General features: G+C 55.3%; 15 protein-coding genes, 1 tRNA gene and 1 riboswitch. Of the genes, 12 read left to right on the plus strand and 4 right to left on the minus strand.

Annotated features, from left to right (window positions below):
- The first annotated feature begins 9 nt into the window (after positions 1–9).
- Both ACOOFE_RS20170 and ACOOFE_RS20175 read left to right on the plus strand, forming a co-directional pair.
- Complete coding sequence (locus tag ACOOFE_RS20170) at positions 10–1089, plus strand: alpha/beta hydrolase family protein (RefSeq protein WP_420411724.1); 1080 nt, start codon at positions 10–12, stop codon at positions 1087–1089.
- Between the two features lie 152 nt (positions 1090–1241).
- Positions 1242–1649, plus strand: a complete 408-nt coding sequence (locus tag ACOOFE_RS20175; protein WP_420411725.1) for a hypothetical protein — start codon at positions 1242–1244, stop codon at positions 1647–1649.
- Between the two features lie 20 nt (positions 1650–1669).
- Here the strand turns inward: ACOOFE_RS20175 and apaG are convergent, their stop codons facing one another.
- Complete coding sequence (gene apaG, locus ACOOFE_RS20180) at positions 1670–2071, minus strand: Co2+/Mg2+ efflux protein ApaG (protein ID WP_168206480.1); 402 nt, start codon at positions 2069–2071, stop codon at positions 1670–1672.
- 146 nt (positions 2072–2217) lie between these two features.
- Between apaG and ACOOFE_RS20185 the strand changes: the two genes are divergently transcribed.
- The gene (locus tag ACOOFE_RS20185; protein ID WP_420411726.1) at positions 2218–2826 is read left to right on the plus strand and encodes a CDP-alcohol phosphatidyltransferase family protein; all 609 of its coding nucleotides are present in this window, start codon (positions 2218–2220) and stop codon (positions 2824–2826) included.
- 2 nt (positions 2827–2828) lie between these two features.
- Here the strand turns inward: ACOOFE_RS20185 and ACOOFE_RS20190 are convergent, their stop codons facing one another.
- The gene (locus ACOOFE_RS20190; protein ID WP_420411727.1) at positions 2829–3722 is read right to left on the minus strand and encodes a LysR family transcriptional regulator; all 894 of its coding nucleotides are present in this window, start codon (positions 3720–3722) and stop codon (positions 2829–2831) included.
- Positions 3723–3810: 88 nt separating this feature from the next.
- On the opposite strand from ACOOFE_RS20190, the gene ACOOFE_RS20195 reads away from it, so the two are divergent.
- Complete coding sequence (locus ACOOFE_RS20195) at positions 3811–4422, plus strand: LysE family translocator (RefSeq protein ID WP_420411728.1); 612 nt, start codon at positions 3811–3813, stop codon at positions 4420–4422.
- Between the two features lie 15 nt (positions 4423–4437).
- Here ACOOFE_RS20195 and ACOOFE_RS20200 read toward each other — a convergent pair whose 3' ends face one another.
- Positions 4438–5637 (minus strand): O-succinylhomoserine sulfhydrylase, encoded by a 1200-nt coding sequence (locus ACOOFE_RS20200; protein WP_420411729.1) that lies wholly within the window; start codon positions 5635–5637, stop codon positions 4438–4440.
- Positions 5638–5680: 43 nt separating this feature from the next.
- Positions 5681–5760: riboswitch (SAM riboswitch) on the minus strand.
- 127 nt (positions 5761–5887) lie between these two features.
- Between ACOOFE_RS20200 and ACOOFE_RS20205 the strand changes: the two genes are divergently transcribed.
- The 6 genes from ACOOFE_RS20205 (at position 5888) to ACOOFE_RS20230 (ending at position 13031) form a co-directional block, all read left to right on the plus strand.
- Complete coding sequence (locus tag ACOOFE_RS20205) at positions 5888–7024, plus strand: 2'-deoxycytidine 5'-triphosphate deaminase (RefSeq protein ID WP_420411730.1); 1137 nt, start codon at positions 5888–5890, stop codon at positions 7022–7024.
- 171 nt (positions 7025–7195) lie between these two features.
- Positions 7196–7744 (plus strand): IMPACT family protein, encoded by a 549-nt coding sequence (locus ACOOFE_RS20210; RefSeq protein WP_420411731.1) that lies wholly within the window; start codon positions 7196–7198, stop codon positions 7742–7744.
- Positions 7745–7892: 148 nt separating this feature from the next.
- Complete coding sequence (locus ACOOFE_RS20215) at positions 7893–9170, plus strand: caspase family protein (protein WP_420411732.1); 1278 nt, start codon at positions 7893–7895, stop codon at positions 9168–9170.
- A gap of 639 nt (positions 9171–9809) precedes the next feature.
- Positions 9810–10280 (plus strand): hypothetical protein, encoded by a 471-nt coding sequence (locus tag ACOOFE_RS20220; protein WP_420411733.1) that lies wholly within the window; start codon positions 9810–9812, stop codon positions 10278–10280.
- Between the two features lie 24 nt (positions 10281–10304).
- Entirely contained in the window at positions 10305–11744 is a 1440-nt protein-coding gene (locus ACOOFE_RS20225) for a hypothetical protein (protein WP_420411734.1), read from the plus strand.
- Positions 11745–11858: 114 nt separating this feature from the next.
- Complete coding sequence (locus ACOOFE_RS20230) at positions 11859–13031, plus strand: glycoside hydrolase family 3 N-terminal domain-containing protein (RefSeq protein ID WP_420411735.1); 1173 nt, start codon at positions 11859–11861, stop codon at positions 13029–13031.
- A 90-nt stretch (positions 13032–13121) separates the two neighbouring features.
- On the opposite strand, the gene ACOOFE_RS20235 is transcribed toward ACOOFE_RS20230, so the two are convergent.
- Positions 13122–13916 carry an ion transporter gene (locus tag ACOOFE_RS20235; protein WP_420411736.1) on the minus strand — a complete coding sequence of 265 codons (795 nt, stop codon included), beginning with the start codon at positions 13914–13916 and terminating at the stop codon, positions 13122–13124.
- A 345-nt stretch (positions 13917–14261) separates the two neighbouring features.
- On the opposite strand from ACOOFE_RS20235, the gene ACOOFE_RS20240 reads away from it, so the two are divergent.
- Both ACOOFE_RS20240 and ACOOFE_RS20245 read left to right on the plus strand, forming a co-directional pair.
- Positions 14262–14975, plus strand: coding sequence for a substrate-binding periplasmic protein (locus ACOOFE_RS20240; RefSeq protein WP_420411737.1), 714 nt, complete (start codon positions 14262–14264; stop codon positions 14973–14975).
- Between the two features lie 95 nt (positions 14976–15070).
- Positions 15071–15144: transfer RNA gene (locus tag ACOOFE_RS20245), tRNA-Gly, on the plus strand.
- Positions 15145–15552: the final 408 nt, after the last annotated feature.

Consider the following 15552-nt stretch of genomic DNA (forward strand, 5'->3'; position numbering starts at 1 on the left):
CAGAGGGCCGTGCGCTTTGCTCGCCGGCGTCTGTTACTTTGGTCCATCGTGTCCCTCGTCGGAGGGGCACTTTTGGTTTTTGGCTTTCTATTTTTATCCGGCCTCGGCGACTTTGATCTGTCCGGGTACGAAACGCAGCCGATCTCGTTTGAATACGATGGCTTCAATGTTTCAGGCACTTTGCACCGGCCGGAAGGAAAAGATCCGCCCGTTGTCTTGATTGTCCACGGTGACGGACCGCAAGACCGGTATTCCGGTGGCGGATATCTGCCGCTGATAAGGGTGCTACTCGACAGCGGAATCGCGGTCTATTCCTGGGACAAGCCGGGGGTCGGCGCCAGCCAAGGCGACTGGCTGGATTTTTCGATGCAAGACCGCGCCAACCTTGCCGACGCAGCGCTTGAGCGTTTGACGTCTCTTCTGGAAATCCAGAATTCCGCTTTTGGTTTCTTGGGCTTTTCACAGGCAGGCTGGGTTTTGCCGCACGTTGGGCAAGCAAATGGACGGGCTGATTTTCTGGTGCTTGTTGGCGGCGCCATTGATTGGCAGAGGCAGGGCCAGTATTTCACCCGCAAGCGCTTGGAGGCGGACGGAACTTCGTCAGCAGATATTGATGCCGAAATCCGCAAACAGTCGGCCCATAACCAGACAGTCTTAGGAGAAAGCGCAGATTTTGCGACCTACCAGCAATCCGAAACCTCGCCGTCACCAATGTCTGAACAGCGCTACCGTTTTGTTCGCAAAAACTGGCGGTCCAACGCTACTGTCCCGCTCACAAGAGCTACCAAACCTTTCCTCACTGTTCACGGCAGCGAAGATCTAAACGTCGACCCGAACTTCAACTCGGCCCAATATCGCGCGTTGTTAGAGAATACCCATCCGGCGAACCGGTTCGAAGTCGTTTCCGGAGCCACCCACGGATTGCTGCGCGCCAGCCTTTTCAATTATCAACGACCCGATCAGATGCCGGGGTGGACCGAATTCGCGTTTATCGCTTTGGGGCGGGAAGCCTATGCCCCCGGCACGCTGGATACCATTATCACTTGGATCCATCATCGTGCTGAGGAAACCCAGCCTGAACGGCAATAGCTTCGCTCAAGCTCCAGTATTCACTATTAAAATCAGAACCGACGGTGCTTTCGCACCGATTGCTCCAAATTGAATGATTGGTTTTACCCGCCCCTAACCGGCGGCCCGCTATGACGCCTCAGGAGCTGGAAACAGTCAGGGCGGAGACGGGAATGAACAAGCCTTCACCGGGCTATCAAGCAACTGTGCGCTACCCTTTAAGGCGCCATCAGCAGCAGGTTTCCCGTAAGGCAGCAAATTCCGCAGGCCGACCGGTCAGGCTCACAGCAAAACCGCTACCCAAAAAACCAAATTGGGGCGTCCGGATGCTAATCGCCATTTCTGGATGGTTGATCGGTGTTGCGGCAGTGTCTCTGGTGATGTTCGCCGAGTACCACTATCCACTTGCGAAGAACCGGGATCCGGACCTCTTCGCGATTGTCATCGGAACAGGGCTCGCTGGCCACGCAATCTATGCGCTGATGGCTGCGCTGGCAGTTGCTTTGCTCACTGCTTTTAACCGGCGCAAGTGGATCTTGTGGGTTTTGATCGGTTTTGCCGGTGGCCTGGTCAGCATTTGACCAGACCTGGCTCTGCAACTTCAGTTTAAGCTGCGGATCGTGTCTGGAAGATCCAGGGAAAAGGCCGGTACTTCGACCTGAAAGGTCGATCCATCTGACCGCTCCATTTCATAGGAGCCTGCCATGATGCCGGAATCTGTCGCCAGCGGGCAATAAGACGAATACTCGTAGGTCTCGCCAGGTTCAATCACCGGCTGCTCGCCGACAACCCCTTCGCCGCGAACTTCCTCAAGCCGGCCTAAGCCGTCCGTAATCATCCAATACCGGCTCAAAAGCTGCACCGGCTGATCTCCGCCATTGTGGATCTCAACCAGATAGGCCCAAATGTACTCTTGCTCTTCCGGCTTCGACTCGTCATCCAGGTAATACGGCTCGACGGAGACTTCGATGCTGTGAGTGATGGCGCGATAACTGCCAGACACGTTTGATCCTTTTGACAATCTGGCCCAAGGGCCGTGTTAAGTTGGCTTATAGGGCGATTGACGCAACCGTGAAAGAGTGTGGCTTGTGAAAAGCGGCCGGATTCCGCATTAACGCCCTAACAATCTCTCTCTAAGACGCTTGATACATGTTAGACGCACGAATTCGCCCACTGATAAATCCACCTTTGACCATGTTCGGGTTGCACTTGGCCCGTGTTGGCGTCAGCGCGAATACAATTACCATCACCGGATTCGGCTTTGGTGTTCTGGCCGCCGTGGCAATCGCCTATGGATATACATTTGCCGGATTTATCCTGATTGCGCTGAACCGGTTCTTTGATGGCCTCGACGGGGCCGTTGCGCGCGCAAACAAAAAAACAGATCTCGGCGGTTATCTGGATATCACACTCGATTTTTTCTTCTATGGCGCCATCCCGATTGCCTTTGCCTTTCTGTCTCCAGAGACCAATGCACTTCCAGCAGCCGCGTTGCTAGCAAGTTTTTACGCCAACGGATCGGCCTTTCTCGCATTCGCCATCATGGCGGAAAAACGACGGCTTTCGACCTCCCGGCATGGTGTCAAATCGCTTTACTACCTGGGCGGCCTCGCAGAAGGCACAGAAACCATCGCGCTGTTTTTGCTGATGGCTCTTTTTCCAGCCTGGTTTCCGGTTCTAGCCTGGACGTTCGCAGCCATTTGCACCGTCTCGGCCTGCGCCCGTGTCTTGATCAGCTACCACGCTCTGAAAGACTAAAATCAGCGCGAAGCCAGCGTTTGGCTTTCGCAAAACTGCCAGAAACTTTGAGCGGCCTTGGATCTGGGGGCCGTTTCCCGCCTTGCCAAAACAATCGACCGCGGCGCGGACGGTGACAGGGGTAAGACTCGCACGCCGACAGGATGTTCCGGCAATGCCAGCTCAGCGATGATCGAGTTGCCCAAGCCGGCTTTGACCAATGCCAGAATGGAATTCACTTGCAGGATCGTATGACTGATATGAAGTGCTATTCCGGCCACGGCAAACCATTTTTCTACCAGCGGTGCACTGCCGCCTTTGGTGAGAATAAAAGGATCCACGCCTAGATCTGCGGCCTGAACTGCCACCTTGTCAGCCAGCTTGTGATGGTCTGGCACCAAAGCAACCAGTTGATCTGCGGCCAGTGGAACAATTTCTAGATCTTCGACGTCTGGATCAGCCAGGATAGCAGCATCAACACCGCCTTCGCGTAAAACCGCCTGAAGTTCTTCATCCGGAAACTCCAGAATTTCGACCGCAATGCCCGGAAACTTGCGCGCGAAGCTTTCCAGAAGTTTTGGCAGGATGTGAAAGGACGCGGACGATCCGAAAGACCCAAGTCGGACGGTACCGGTCCGGTTTTTGCGGACATCCTCCAGATGACGCAACGCCTTGTCCTGTAACAAGTCGGCCTGCTGGGCATATTGCGCCAGCGCACTTCCCTCATCCGTCAAAGTCAGAGGCCGCGATCCACGAACAAGAAAAGCAACTCCAAATCGTTTTTCCAATTGGGCGATGCTCTTGCTGACGGCCGGTTGTGTCACGCCCAGCGCCCGCGCTGCGTCCGATACGCTCCCAGTCTCCGCAATCAACCGAAGCGCGCGCGCAACAACAAGGGGAATGTCCTGTGAGTTCATCGCCTCAATATAACTTCAAGTTATTTTTCTATATTAAACCATTCCCATAGATCATCAAAAAGAGCAATCTCCTTGGACTATCTTCATTATGCCTTTGGAAACCTGGTTGGCCTTTGTCGCTGCCTCCCTCATCCTGACTATGACACCTGGCCCGAGCATCCTGCTCGGTATGGTGCATGCCCTGCGTTTTGGTACACGCAGAACGCTTTTCACCGCGCTTGGTGATATCTCGGCAAACATGATCCAGATGCTTCTGGTCGCCATTGGGCTAGGCGTGATCGTCGCCAACTCGGCGCTCGCCTTTCAGGTGATCAAATGGGCCGGGGTCGCCGTCTTGATCTATATGGCGGTAAAAATGTGGCGCTCAGCGCCCAGTTTGCCGGTACCTGGTGCCCCGGAACCGTCCGCCCACCCAGCGCGCCTTTATGCGAGCGGTTTTGCGGTCGCCTTCGGAAATCCCAAGGCACTGGTCTTCTTCACAGCGTTCTTTCCGCAGTTTATCGACCCGTCCGCGCCATTTGCACCTCAGCTGTCGATCATGTGTCCGACCATGGCCGCACTCGATTTTTCGTTTGTCATGATCTACGCCGTTGGCGCCAAACAGCTGCTTGGCTTTTTACGGCAGCATCCAAAGCTGCTAAACCACGCGGGCGGCGGCACGCTGATGGCCGCTGCCGGACTGTTGTCTGCCGCAAAGTGACGGAGAAGCGGCGATTTAAATCGCCGCCAGGGCCTTCTCGACGTCTTCCAGGAGATCCTGCGGATCTTCCAGGCCGACCGACAGGCGCAAGATGCCATCGGTGATGCCGAGCTCAGCGCGGGCCTCTTCCCCGATCGACTGGTGGGTTGTCGTGGCCGGATGGGTAATCAGGCTTTTGGCATCCCCCAGATTGTTGGAAATCTTGATAAGGTCCAGTGCGTTGACAAACCGGAAGGCCGCTTCCTTGCCGCCCTCAATTTCCAGAGCCAGCATGGTCGAACCACCGCGCATTTGGCGCTTGGCAACATCCGCCTGCGGATGATCGTCCCGCCCAGGATAGATGAGCTGCTTGACCTTCGCTTTGCCAGCCAGGAAATCGGCAATCTGACCGGCGCTGCTTGTCTGCTGAGCCACTCGTAGCGGCAAGGTCTCAAGACCTTTCAAGAGCACCCAGGCGCTGAACGGGCTCATATGCGGGCCAGTGTGTTTGACAAAGGGCATCACCTCCTCGGTGATCCACTCTTCATCCGACAAGACAACACCGCCGAGACAGCGCCCCTGCCCGTCAATGTGTTTGGTCGCGGAATAGACGACAACATCCGCGCCCAGCTCAAGTGGTGACTGGAACATCGGAGTGGCAAAGACATTGTCAACAATCAAACGCGCGCCGACCGACTTGGCAATCTCCGCGACAGCTGCAATATCAATGACTTCCAAAGTCGGATTGGTTGGGCTTTCCAGGAACAAGGCCTTGGTGTTCGGCTTGACTGCTGCTTTCCACTGCTCAATATCGGTGCCGTCAACAAGCGTGCTTTCAACACCAAAGCGCGGCAACAAAGTCTCACAGATGTAGCGGCAGGAGCCAAAGAGCGCCTTGGCGGCGACCACATGATCGCCCGCCTTGACCGAAGCCATCAGCGCCAGATTGACAGCCGCCATGCCGCTGGCCGTTGCCCGGGCCGCTTCGGCGCCTTCCAGCATCTTGATGCGATCTTCGAACATGGCCACAGTCGGATTGGCGTAGCGCGAATAGACAAATCCTGGGTCTTCACCGTTGAACCGGGCTTCGGCGGCTTCCGCGTCGCCATAGACAAACCCTTGGGTCAGATACATGGCCTCGGACGTTTCGCCGAAGGGCGAGCGGGCGGCGCCGCCATGAACCAGCGCGGTTGCCGGACGCCAGTTGGTTCCGGCGGTGTTCTTTGTGTCAGTCATGTCGATGTTCGCTCCAAACGAAAAAACCCCAGCCTCAAGACCGGGGTTCGCACCTCCGGCCTATTTAGCGACTTATTTAACGTGGCTGCAAGCCGGCCGGCCCAAATCACCACGAGTTGGCCCTGACTTAAGCGAAAACGATAGATTGGTCAATCTTGGGCTAAGGATTTCCTACATCTAAGCAGAAAGTCTGTTGGCCTGACCGGCAGCATCCGCTAAGGACGGTAGACGACGAGTGCAGGATGAATTGATGAACGTTACAGCGGACCCAGCCACCACCGGAAGCGCGCTGCTTGAGGCCAGCGGGATTTTGCCCGAGCGCGTCATTCACGCCATGTTCGCGGCACAAGAAATTTCCTCCGATTTGCCGCCGGTCGCTGGCCAGGTTCAGCCGGCCAGCCTGGATCTGCGGCTCGGGTCTGTTGCCTACCGGGTGCGCGCAAGTTTTCTTCCCGGTCCGGACATTAAAGTGGCCGACCGGCTGGAGCAGCTGAAATTGCACACAATAGACCTGCAAGAGGGTGCGGTTCTTGAGACGGGGTGCGTCTACATCGTTCCCTTGCAGGAAAGCCTGGCGCTCCAGGCCGACATCTCTGCAACCGCAAATCCGAAAAGCTCGACCGGCCGTCTGGATGTTTTCACACGGGTCATCACCGACAACGGTCAAGCCTTCGACACCATACCAGCTGGCTATACCGGCCCGCTTTATGCCGAAATCTCGCCGCTTACGTTTCCGATCCTGGTGCGCTCCGGTTCGCGGCTCAGCCAAATCCGCTTCCGGCGTGGACAATCCCTGATCCCGGACGCCGATTTGGAGAGCATCCATCAGGCAGAAACTCTGATGAGCGGCGGCAATGAGCGGATTGGCGGCGGGGTGCAGCTGTCGATTGATTTGGAAGGCAATGGCCCCGGCAGCCTGGTCGGTTATCGCGCCAAACATCACTCCGGCCTGATTGATGTCGACAAAGTCGGCGCGCAGGACCCGCTCGATTTCTGGGAACCGATCTACCGGCGCCAGAACGCCGAACTGATCCTCGACCCGGATGCGTTCTATATTCTCGTCAGCCAGGAGGCGGTTCATGTGCCGCCGGACTATGCGGCTGAAATGGTGCCATTCGATCCGCTGGTGGGCGAGTTCCGCGTTCACTATGCCGGTTTCTTCGACCCGGGCTTCGGCCATGCGGGCGCAGGCGGCATCGGTTCCCGGGCCGTTCTGGAAGTTCGCTCCCACGATGTGCCGTTTATCGTTGAACACGGCCAGACCATCGGCCGCCTGGTTTACGAACATATGGCCGAACGCCCGGCAACCCTCTACGGCGAAGGCATCGGCTCAAACTACCAAGGCCAGGCACTGAAGCTGTCGAAACATTTTCGGGCAGTTGAGTGATCAGCCTTCCATCATGCCTAACCGTCATAGTGCCCTCTCGGGCAAGCGAAGCGCGACCCGGGATCGGCAGGCCACAAATTGTCGGTCGGATGAGCTCGAATCATAGACAATCCAATCAACTCTCCGATCCCGCATCTTCGCTTTCGCTGTGTGCGGAATGACGCGCCAAATATGCCCTTCAAAACCATCACCCGCGAATACGAAGGCTTTCTGGAGGACCGTAAATCCCGATTCCTGGCGTTTCTTGTGCCAGTCGGCCAGTTCGAGGTTCGGTTAGAGGAGCTGCGTAAGGAACACCGGAAGGCCAACCACATCGTCACCGCCCACCGGCGCCTCCTGGGCAATGGCCGGATTGAAGAAAGCGGCAAAGATGATGGCGAACCGGCAGGCACCTCCGGTATGCCGACCTTGCGGGTTTTGCAGGGTGCTGACCTGATCAACTGCGCGGTCTTGATTGTCCGCTATTTCGGCGGCACCAAACTTGGCGGCGGCGGTCTGGCCCGCGCGTATTCGGGCGCTGCACAAGACGCCATCAGCAATGCAGAGCTGATCCCGTTCCAGAAATTTGCGACAAAGACAGTTAGCGCCGATTTTGCATCGAGTTCTGAAATGGAGCAGCAGATCAGCCGCCTCGGCCTGACCGTGGTTTCGCGGGACTACACCGAAGCCGGCGTAAAGCTGACGGTTGAGGGGCCCGAAGATGATCTGGCACGCCTGTAGAAACACCCAGGCGATCTAATCATCACCTTCTCCGGTGACAAACACCCATTCCTACAACCAGTGTGATAGACTCGGGTCACAACACGAAGCAGGTATCGGCGGTGCGGTGCTAAGATCTCCTCGCCGTCACGTGTGTGGGAGTGGCCAAGTGGGACGTTTCGGCTATCTGGTTTTATGTGTTCTCATTTCCCTCTTTTCCGGAGGGGCTGCAGTCTCGGGCGAAAAGGTGGCGCTGGTCATCGGCAACTCGCGCTATGAGCACGTCTCCCAACTGCCCAACGCTGCACAGGATGCGACCGACATAGCACAAACGCTCAATCGCTTAGGTTTCCGGGTCCTCTATGGCACCGACCTCAGCCGGTCTGAAATCCTCAGCCTTGCACAACAAACGCGGAAATCCCTTGCGCCAGATGACATCGCCCTTTTCTATTTTGCAGGACATGCGGTTCAGATTGGCGCTGAGAATTTCATTATTCCGGTAGATGCGCATGGTGAAGATGCGGACACCATCAAACAAACTTCGGTCAAACTTCAGACCATTTTGGCGGAGATGGAAAGCAAGGCAGACCGCAACATTGTCATTCTGGATGCCTGCCGCAACAATCCCTTTGCCATTTCCGCGGCTTCGCGGTCGATCGGCGGTTTTGCCCGCGGACTTGCCAAAGTGGACGCTGGAGTTGGCTCATTCATCGCTTTTTCAACTCAACCCGGCAACATTGCGCTCGATGGCGATGGCCGCAACAGCCCGTTCACAACAGCCCTCTTGAAATACCTGCCCTCCGCGGACGATGACCTTCATGAGGTGATGCGCAAGGTCCGCCGCAGTGTCGTCGAAGCCACAAACAGCAGCCAGATCCCCTGGGAGAATTCGTCGCTGATTGAACGGATTTATCTCGGAGCGCAGTCTTCCCGGCCAAGCACAATTGGCGAGCTTCCAGCACCGTCCCCGCAGCCGCAGCGTATGCCGCAGCCCCAGCAATTTGATCAAACAGCATTTCCTTATGAAGTCGCCGGTCTGAACCCCAACGGCGATGGATTTCTGGCCCTGCGCAGCGGCACAACGTCGTCTTCACAACGGCTCCTCAAGATGCCGGAAGGAACACCTTTGCAAGTTCTGGGACAGGCGGGTGTCTGGTTTAATGTGCGGACAGCTTCCGGGGCGGTCGGCTGGGCTCATTCCAACTGGATCCGGTTTGTCGGCGTCAGAGGCTCATTGCCGCTGGAGAGCTGTGACAGCCTCTGGTATGAGAGGAACGCCATATTTGCGCGCAACGGCTATTGTTTTCGAAGCGCCCGCGGCCGCCAGACATTTTCCAATGCGGGCTGCCGGGTGGGCGTTTCTGCAGGCAACATCCCCTTGAGCGCGGCTGAAAGGCGGGAAGTGGCCCGACTGGTTGCCCGCGAAAAAGCCCTGCACTGCAGATAGTTCGACAAACCGTCACGCGTTGTGCGCGAACCAGGCCATGTAGTCTGCTTGAGCTAGGAAAACTACTGCTCCTACAGGAATGCTCCCTGGCCCAATTGCCTATCTCCCGTGCCCCTGCTCGCGAGTTGGCCAAGCGCCAAAACTTCTATTTGATATAATATTATCTGCCGGACCAGCCACATATCCGCTCTCTTCTTTGTCAGACATCACTCAAACACACTCTTCAATTGCATCTCCTTACGGAATGCATTAAATAGTAGAGATGCGGTAAGCTATTAATTGAATAACTTCAACAACTAACCGTGAGAACGCAAACGCCTATCACGAACATTTAGCTTATCAATACTGATATTTTTTAGACTTAACCCAGAACTGCCGCCTCCTCTTCTCTGACAGAGAAGAATTCGAAAAATATAGCATTACTCATACTCTGCGCTCCTAAATGGAACGCCTGAAACGAACAAAAAACACTTCATTGCCATGGCCCCGTGTCCCAGGACCGGCGGCACCCGATCCACGTCTCCGCCAGGAGATCAACGTGGTTGCCTGACATAAGACCGAATTCCGCTGCGCATTTCGCCTTCCATACAGTGAGGCAACCGGCACCCAAAACAGCAGCGTTCAACAAGGGAGAGAATTATGACACATCCTTTGACACTGACCCTGAAGATCAAGCAAGATCCGCAAACTCTCGCGGCACTCGAAGACCTAAAAAATAGTTTTGCTGAGCACGTTCAACCTTTAATCGAGGCAGCGCTCAGAAAATCTAAGTTGGTGCATTTTGCACGTGTCGCAGTCATTGGTGACAATGAATATATCCAGGTCATCACCGAGTATGATGGTGGCCACCGCGAATACACTGAATTCTTCCGCCGCGAACTGACACCGGTTTTCGCCAAGATCTTTTCGCTGGCCGATGGCGTGCCTGATGTGAACGATCCGGCCGCCTTCTTCGAATTTTCGAAAAACGCCAATGTCCGCACATTAGGCCTCTCCACGGATGGTGCGAAGGACATGAACGGAGACCAATCCGGCTGGCTGTTTTCTGCCTATGACCATGCCGAAGTGAAAGACGTGCTCGGCGCACTCCACGCGGAAGCTGCCGAGTAATCTCAAACAGAGGGGGAGGTAAAAATGCGACCGGAACCGGAAAATGTGCAAAGTCTGTTCATTACCCGCTACCGGCACGAACACAGAGTTATTCTGTTGTTTCGCATCGGCTCCCCCTCTGCGGCTCAATCCTTCTTGAGCCATTGGTCGTCCAACGTGAATGGCGGGCAGGCGCCAAAAGGATCTTATGCCGATACCAGCGGCGGTTCGCTCGCTCCGGTCTACCACTTCGCCTTCAACTGGGAAGGTACATCTCTGCTGTTAAAGGCCCGCAATAGCCAGACCATGGGGCTTGACCCCGATGCTGTCGGCACGGACCTGGAAACCTTCTTCACCCAGGAAGACAACGCACCTTATGCGCCATCAACCGTTGATGACCTCAGCTTGAACGGCCTCAACAAGCCAGAAAACTGGTGGGCAGCTGACACTGATCAATCCGCTTTCCATATTGCCATGCTGTGTTACTTCGATGACGCGGCGCAAAAAACGGAACAGCTGGCCGCCATTCGCACAGCCGCCGCGGACAGCGGCCTTACAGAATGGCAGTTTTCATCATTTCAAGACAAGGCGCTTTCCGGGAAAATTCCGCATAAGGGCATTCTGCACTTCGGCTTTCGTGACGGTATTTCAAAGGTCGACATTGACTGGAACGATATCGGTGAAGCCGGCAAGGTCAACTTTCGGGAAGTCCTGCTGGGCTACAGCAACGAAACCTATCCGACCAACCCAGTGAACCCAGGACCATGGAACGACTTTGTCCGTGATGGCACCTATTTGAACCTGGCCTGGCTTTATCAGGATGTTGCAGCCTTTAACCGGTTCTTGAAGGACAACCGCGCCGCCGCCGAAACTCAAAACGGTGCAGCCGATCCAGAGGAATGGCTTGCGGCAAAACTGATGGGGCGCTGGCGCAACGGGTCGGCACTCGCAACACATCCCAATGAGAGCCCTGATCAAGCGGATCTATCGAATGACTTTGGATATGCCGATGATGGTGATGGCGAAACGACGCCGCTGCATTCACATATCCGGGTGTGCAATCCGAGGGATCAGGCTCTAAGCGCGGCCAATCAGAGCCGGTTCGCCGCGGGCCCTCCCCGCCTTGTCCGGCGTGGCTTTTCCTATGGACCACCCCTGGAAGGCACCGAAGACGACGGTCAGGACCGGGGCCTGATCGGGGTGTTTGCCTGTGCCCGGATCAACGAGCAGTTCTACACCGTGCTCCGCTGGATCCAGCGGACGGAATTCAGCGATCATTTTGACACGATCCGGCGCGGTAACCGGCGGCAGGACATGATGTTCGGGCTAAGAGATAAACCGAGGGCGGAAACCACCAGCTACATCCCTTCAGAAAACGGGGTAGCGCCGTTAAAACTGCCGCTCTCCGACTTCATCCGGTACAAGGGCCTGGCAGTCTTTTTTGCACCCAGCCTGAAAACACTGACCTATCTTGCCGGGCAATGACAGGAAACCACTTCATTCCGCATTCAAATCTTTCTTGATTGCCCCCACTCACAGTAAGCTGATGTGTAATCCGGACATTGGTCCGAACGTATCCGCCCGCCGGGAGACGTCACAATGCAGACCCGCCCAGGCGCACTGATCAGTGGCCTGTTTTTGATCTTTGCCCTTCTTGGCGGTCTCTGGCTCACATTGGACGAAGGTGAGCAGCCGGCAACTCTCCTTTTGGACAGACCCGCGACCAGTGCCCTCGAGCGCAAAATCGGGCACTTGATCATGGTCGGCTTCAACGGAACCAAGCCTACGGACCTCGGCGTCAAGGCCGTCTCCGCGCAACTCGCCGATGGCAAAATCGGCGGTGTTATGCTGCTATCGCGCAACATCACAACAAGCCGACAGCTTAAAGTCCTTACACAGCACTTGGCGCAGCAAAACGAGAGTATGCCGGTTTTTATTGCGGTCGATCAGGAAGGCGGGCGTGTTCAGCGCTTAAGCCGTCTGGGCGGCAACGCATCCTGGCTTTCCGCTGAAAACCTCTCCCACAAAACGGATAACTGTACCATAGGGTCGGTCCGCGCCTACTACGACCGCCATGCTCAAATTCTGCCAGACCATCATATCAATGTGAATTTCGGTCCTGTTGTCGATCTCAACCTCAATCCTGATAATCCTGTCATCGGTAAATCAAAACGAAGTTTTTCCGCAGATCCGGAAACAGTGATCCGCTGCGCTGAGGGGTTCATCGCAGCCCACCAGGCGCTTGGCGTCGCAACAGCGCTCAAACATTTCCCAGGTCATGGCACGACAACCGTGGACAGCCATCACGGGCTGCCAGTCATCGATAGCACTTGGCGGAAGCAAGAACTCACCCCTTACAAGGCGCTCGCTCAAATGGGGCATGCCGACATGATCATGATGGGTCATCTTGTGCACCAAAGGTTTTCTGATGCCGGTACCCTGCCCGCGTCCCTATCTCAAAAAGGTATTCAAGCGGCGCGCACGGCCGCTGGACCCGAAACCGTCCTCATAACCGATGATCTGGAGATGACGGCTGTCTCTAAAGATTTTCCGATTGAAGAGGCGGCGGTCAAGGCGCTGGCGGCCGGCAACGACATTGTCCTGTTTTCCAGTTTCGAGCGCTATGATCCGGGATTGGGAGACCGGCTGAATGCAGCCATTGCCGCTGCGGTCAAAGACGGTCGACTTAAGGAGGATCAGATCAACCGGTCAGTCACACGCATAAAAACGCTGAAACGAAAACTCACACCCCAGCCGCAACCGGCCGGTTGACATTTGATCCGTTCAAATGACCCAGCTGACCGCGGTCTACTTTGGATAGCCGCACGGACATGTCGCATGGGAAGGCGCTTCACCCCCACCTTACGGGGTCATGGCCTGCTGCCGCAGCTCTTTCAATTCAGCCCTGAGCGCTTTGACTTCCTCCAGGATCTGACCCGTTTCATCGTGGATCGCTTGCCGGTTGGCATCAGCCTCGGCTTCATGTTCTTCCTGCATGGCCGAAACGATAATCCCGATGAAGAGGTTCAAAACCGTAAAGGCGGTGCACAGAATGAATGGCACGAAGAACAGCCAAGAGAGTGGGTAAACCTCCATCACCGGCCGGACAATGCCCATCGACCAGCTTTCCAAAGTCATCACCTGGAACAGGGTATAGAGCGACAGACCGATGTCGCCGAACCATTCCGGAAAGGTTGCGCCATAAAGCTTAGTCGCCATCACCGCAAAGACATAAAACACCAGTGCCATCAGCACCATGATCGAGCCCATACCAGGCAAAGCGGCAATCAGCCCACCGATGACCCGGCGCAGTGATGGCACCACGGAAATCAAGCGCAAGGCGCGCAAGATCCGCAAGGAGCGCAAGACCGATAGCGAACCGGACGTTGGCATGACGGCAATGACCACGATGGCAAAGTCGAACAAGCTCCATGGATCTTTGAAAAAGCGCAGACCATGGGCATAGAGCCGCAGAGCCAGCTCAACGACAAAAACCATCAGGATGATTTTATCGAGTGTCAGGAGAAGCGGACCGGCAACGGCCATGACCGCCGGACTTGTTTCCAGACCCAAGGTCACCGCATTCACAACGATTATGCCGATGATCCAGTATTCCCATTTGCGTGAGGTTACGAGGGCCTTGACCAGATCCCGCATTGTCCGTCCTAAATGTTCTGAAATCGCCTTGTGGCGCTTGCGCCGCGCGGAACATGGCGACTTCTCCTCTTGGATGCAAGAGTGAGCGTCAACATTTGCCAGGTTTCAAGCCGCTATTTTTGCACTGGGAGCCGTATTTGCCGTAGAAGGAATTTAGTCTTTCAGACTATTAGTTTAAATGCAGACTGCATTCTTTTGACATTTTCTGAATGTTATAACTCCGCATGAACAATCCCTTTGAACACTCACCAACGCGGAAGAGAAAACACAGTGGTTAGATGGCGCACTCTTTTATGCGCAGTTTTTGTTTTCGCGCTAACGACCGCTCCCAAAGCAGATAATCAGGTGAGGATTTGTTTTGAAAACTGGCCGCCATATTACGCGATCAATGAAGCAGGTGCGGCTGAAGGCGTTGTGACTGAACTCATTCAAAACATTCTCAACAGTGCTGGGCTGCGTGCAGAATTCTTCAACAAGCCCCCCATCCGCTGCCAGGCCGAATTGCGCAGTGGGAAAATGGACATGGGGCTCACTGCCGACACCCCCAAAGATGGAATATTGCTCGGCAACACAGCGCTGACCTATTGGATTATTGCTGCAGTTGTTCCCGCAAATACTCCAGAGAAGCAGTTTTCTGGCTTGGACGCCTATCAGGGAAAACGGGCTTTGCAGATCGCTGGATATGATTATCCAGCCATCATTCAAGATTTCGAACCGCGCTGGAACATTGAAGAGGTGGATTATACACCGGTTTTGGAGGAGGAGGCGGCAATCACGCCCTATCGTATGCTTGAATCTGGTCGCGCAGATCTGCTGCTTGAAGATCTTTATTGGTCGGAATATGTCATTGAAACATACGATCTGAACCTCAAGGCCTTACGCCCAGCAGTGGCCGTTGTGCGCGGGTATGCCGGATATGCGCAGCAGCGGCGTGACCTGAAAGACCTGGTCGAACAACACCTTGCCACCATGGCCGCAAACGGCAAATTATCTGAACTTTATCGCGCAACCACCGGTGTTTCTTGGGATGTTCTGGACAATCAACACCCAGCAAATTGAACAAACCCAAACGTTTGCGAATTTGCTTCTCGAATTTGATATGTTAGATGAAATCGATCGGCGCAGAAACCACCAACCGAAGTGGTTTGGCTTGCGCGGGTGTAGCTCAATGGTAGAGCAGAAGCTTCCCAAGCTTAAGACGGGGGTTCGATTCCCCTCACCCGCTCCATATTTTTCAATGACCTAGAAGATAGCCAACCAAACGGTGGGCCGTTTAATGCGCACTCCGAAAGCGCGCTACTCGCTTTTTGTCGCCAATATCGCAGTCTACATGCTCGTGTCCTGAGGCTGGCATTGCATTTATTCCATTCAACAGAGCTCAATGGCCGGGCGGCAAAGAACAGTTAGGTGTGCCTTCGGTGCCCGCCACTTACGACCAGTTCAGCAAGTTTCCGAATGCTTGCCAGCTTCAAACACCCGTTAACAGCTGCTCGGGAATACTGGGACAAGATGCCCCGGCCGACCCATTTGCAAATCTGGAACCACTTAAGCCCTGCAATAAACGCATCCACTCCCGTCAGCGACAGGCATCCCATTTCTTCCGCGCCGCTATCTGTGAACTTCCAAACGTCAGCTG

This window comes from Roseibium sp. (assembly GCF_965216085.1).
Classification (GTDB): Bacteria; Pseudomonadota; Alphaproteobacteria; order Rhizobiales; family Stappiaceae; genus Roseibium.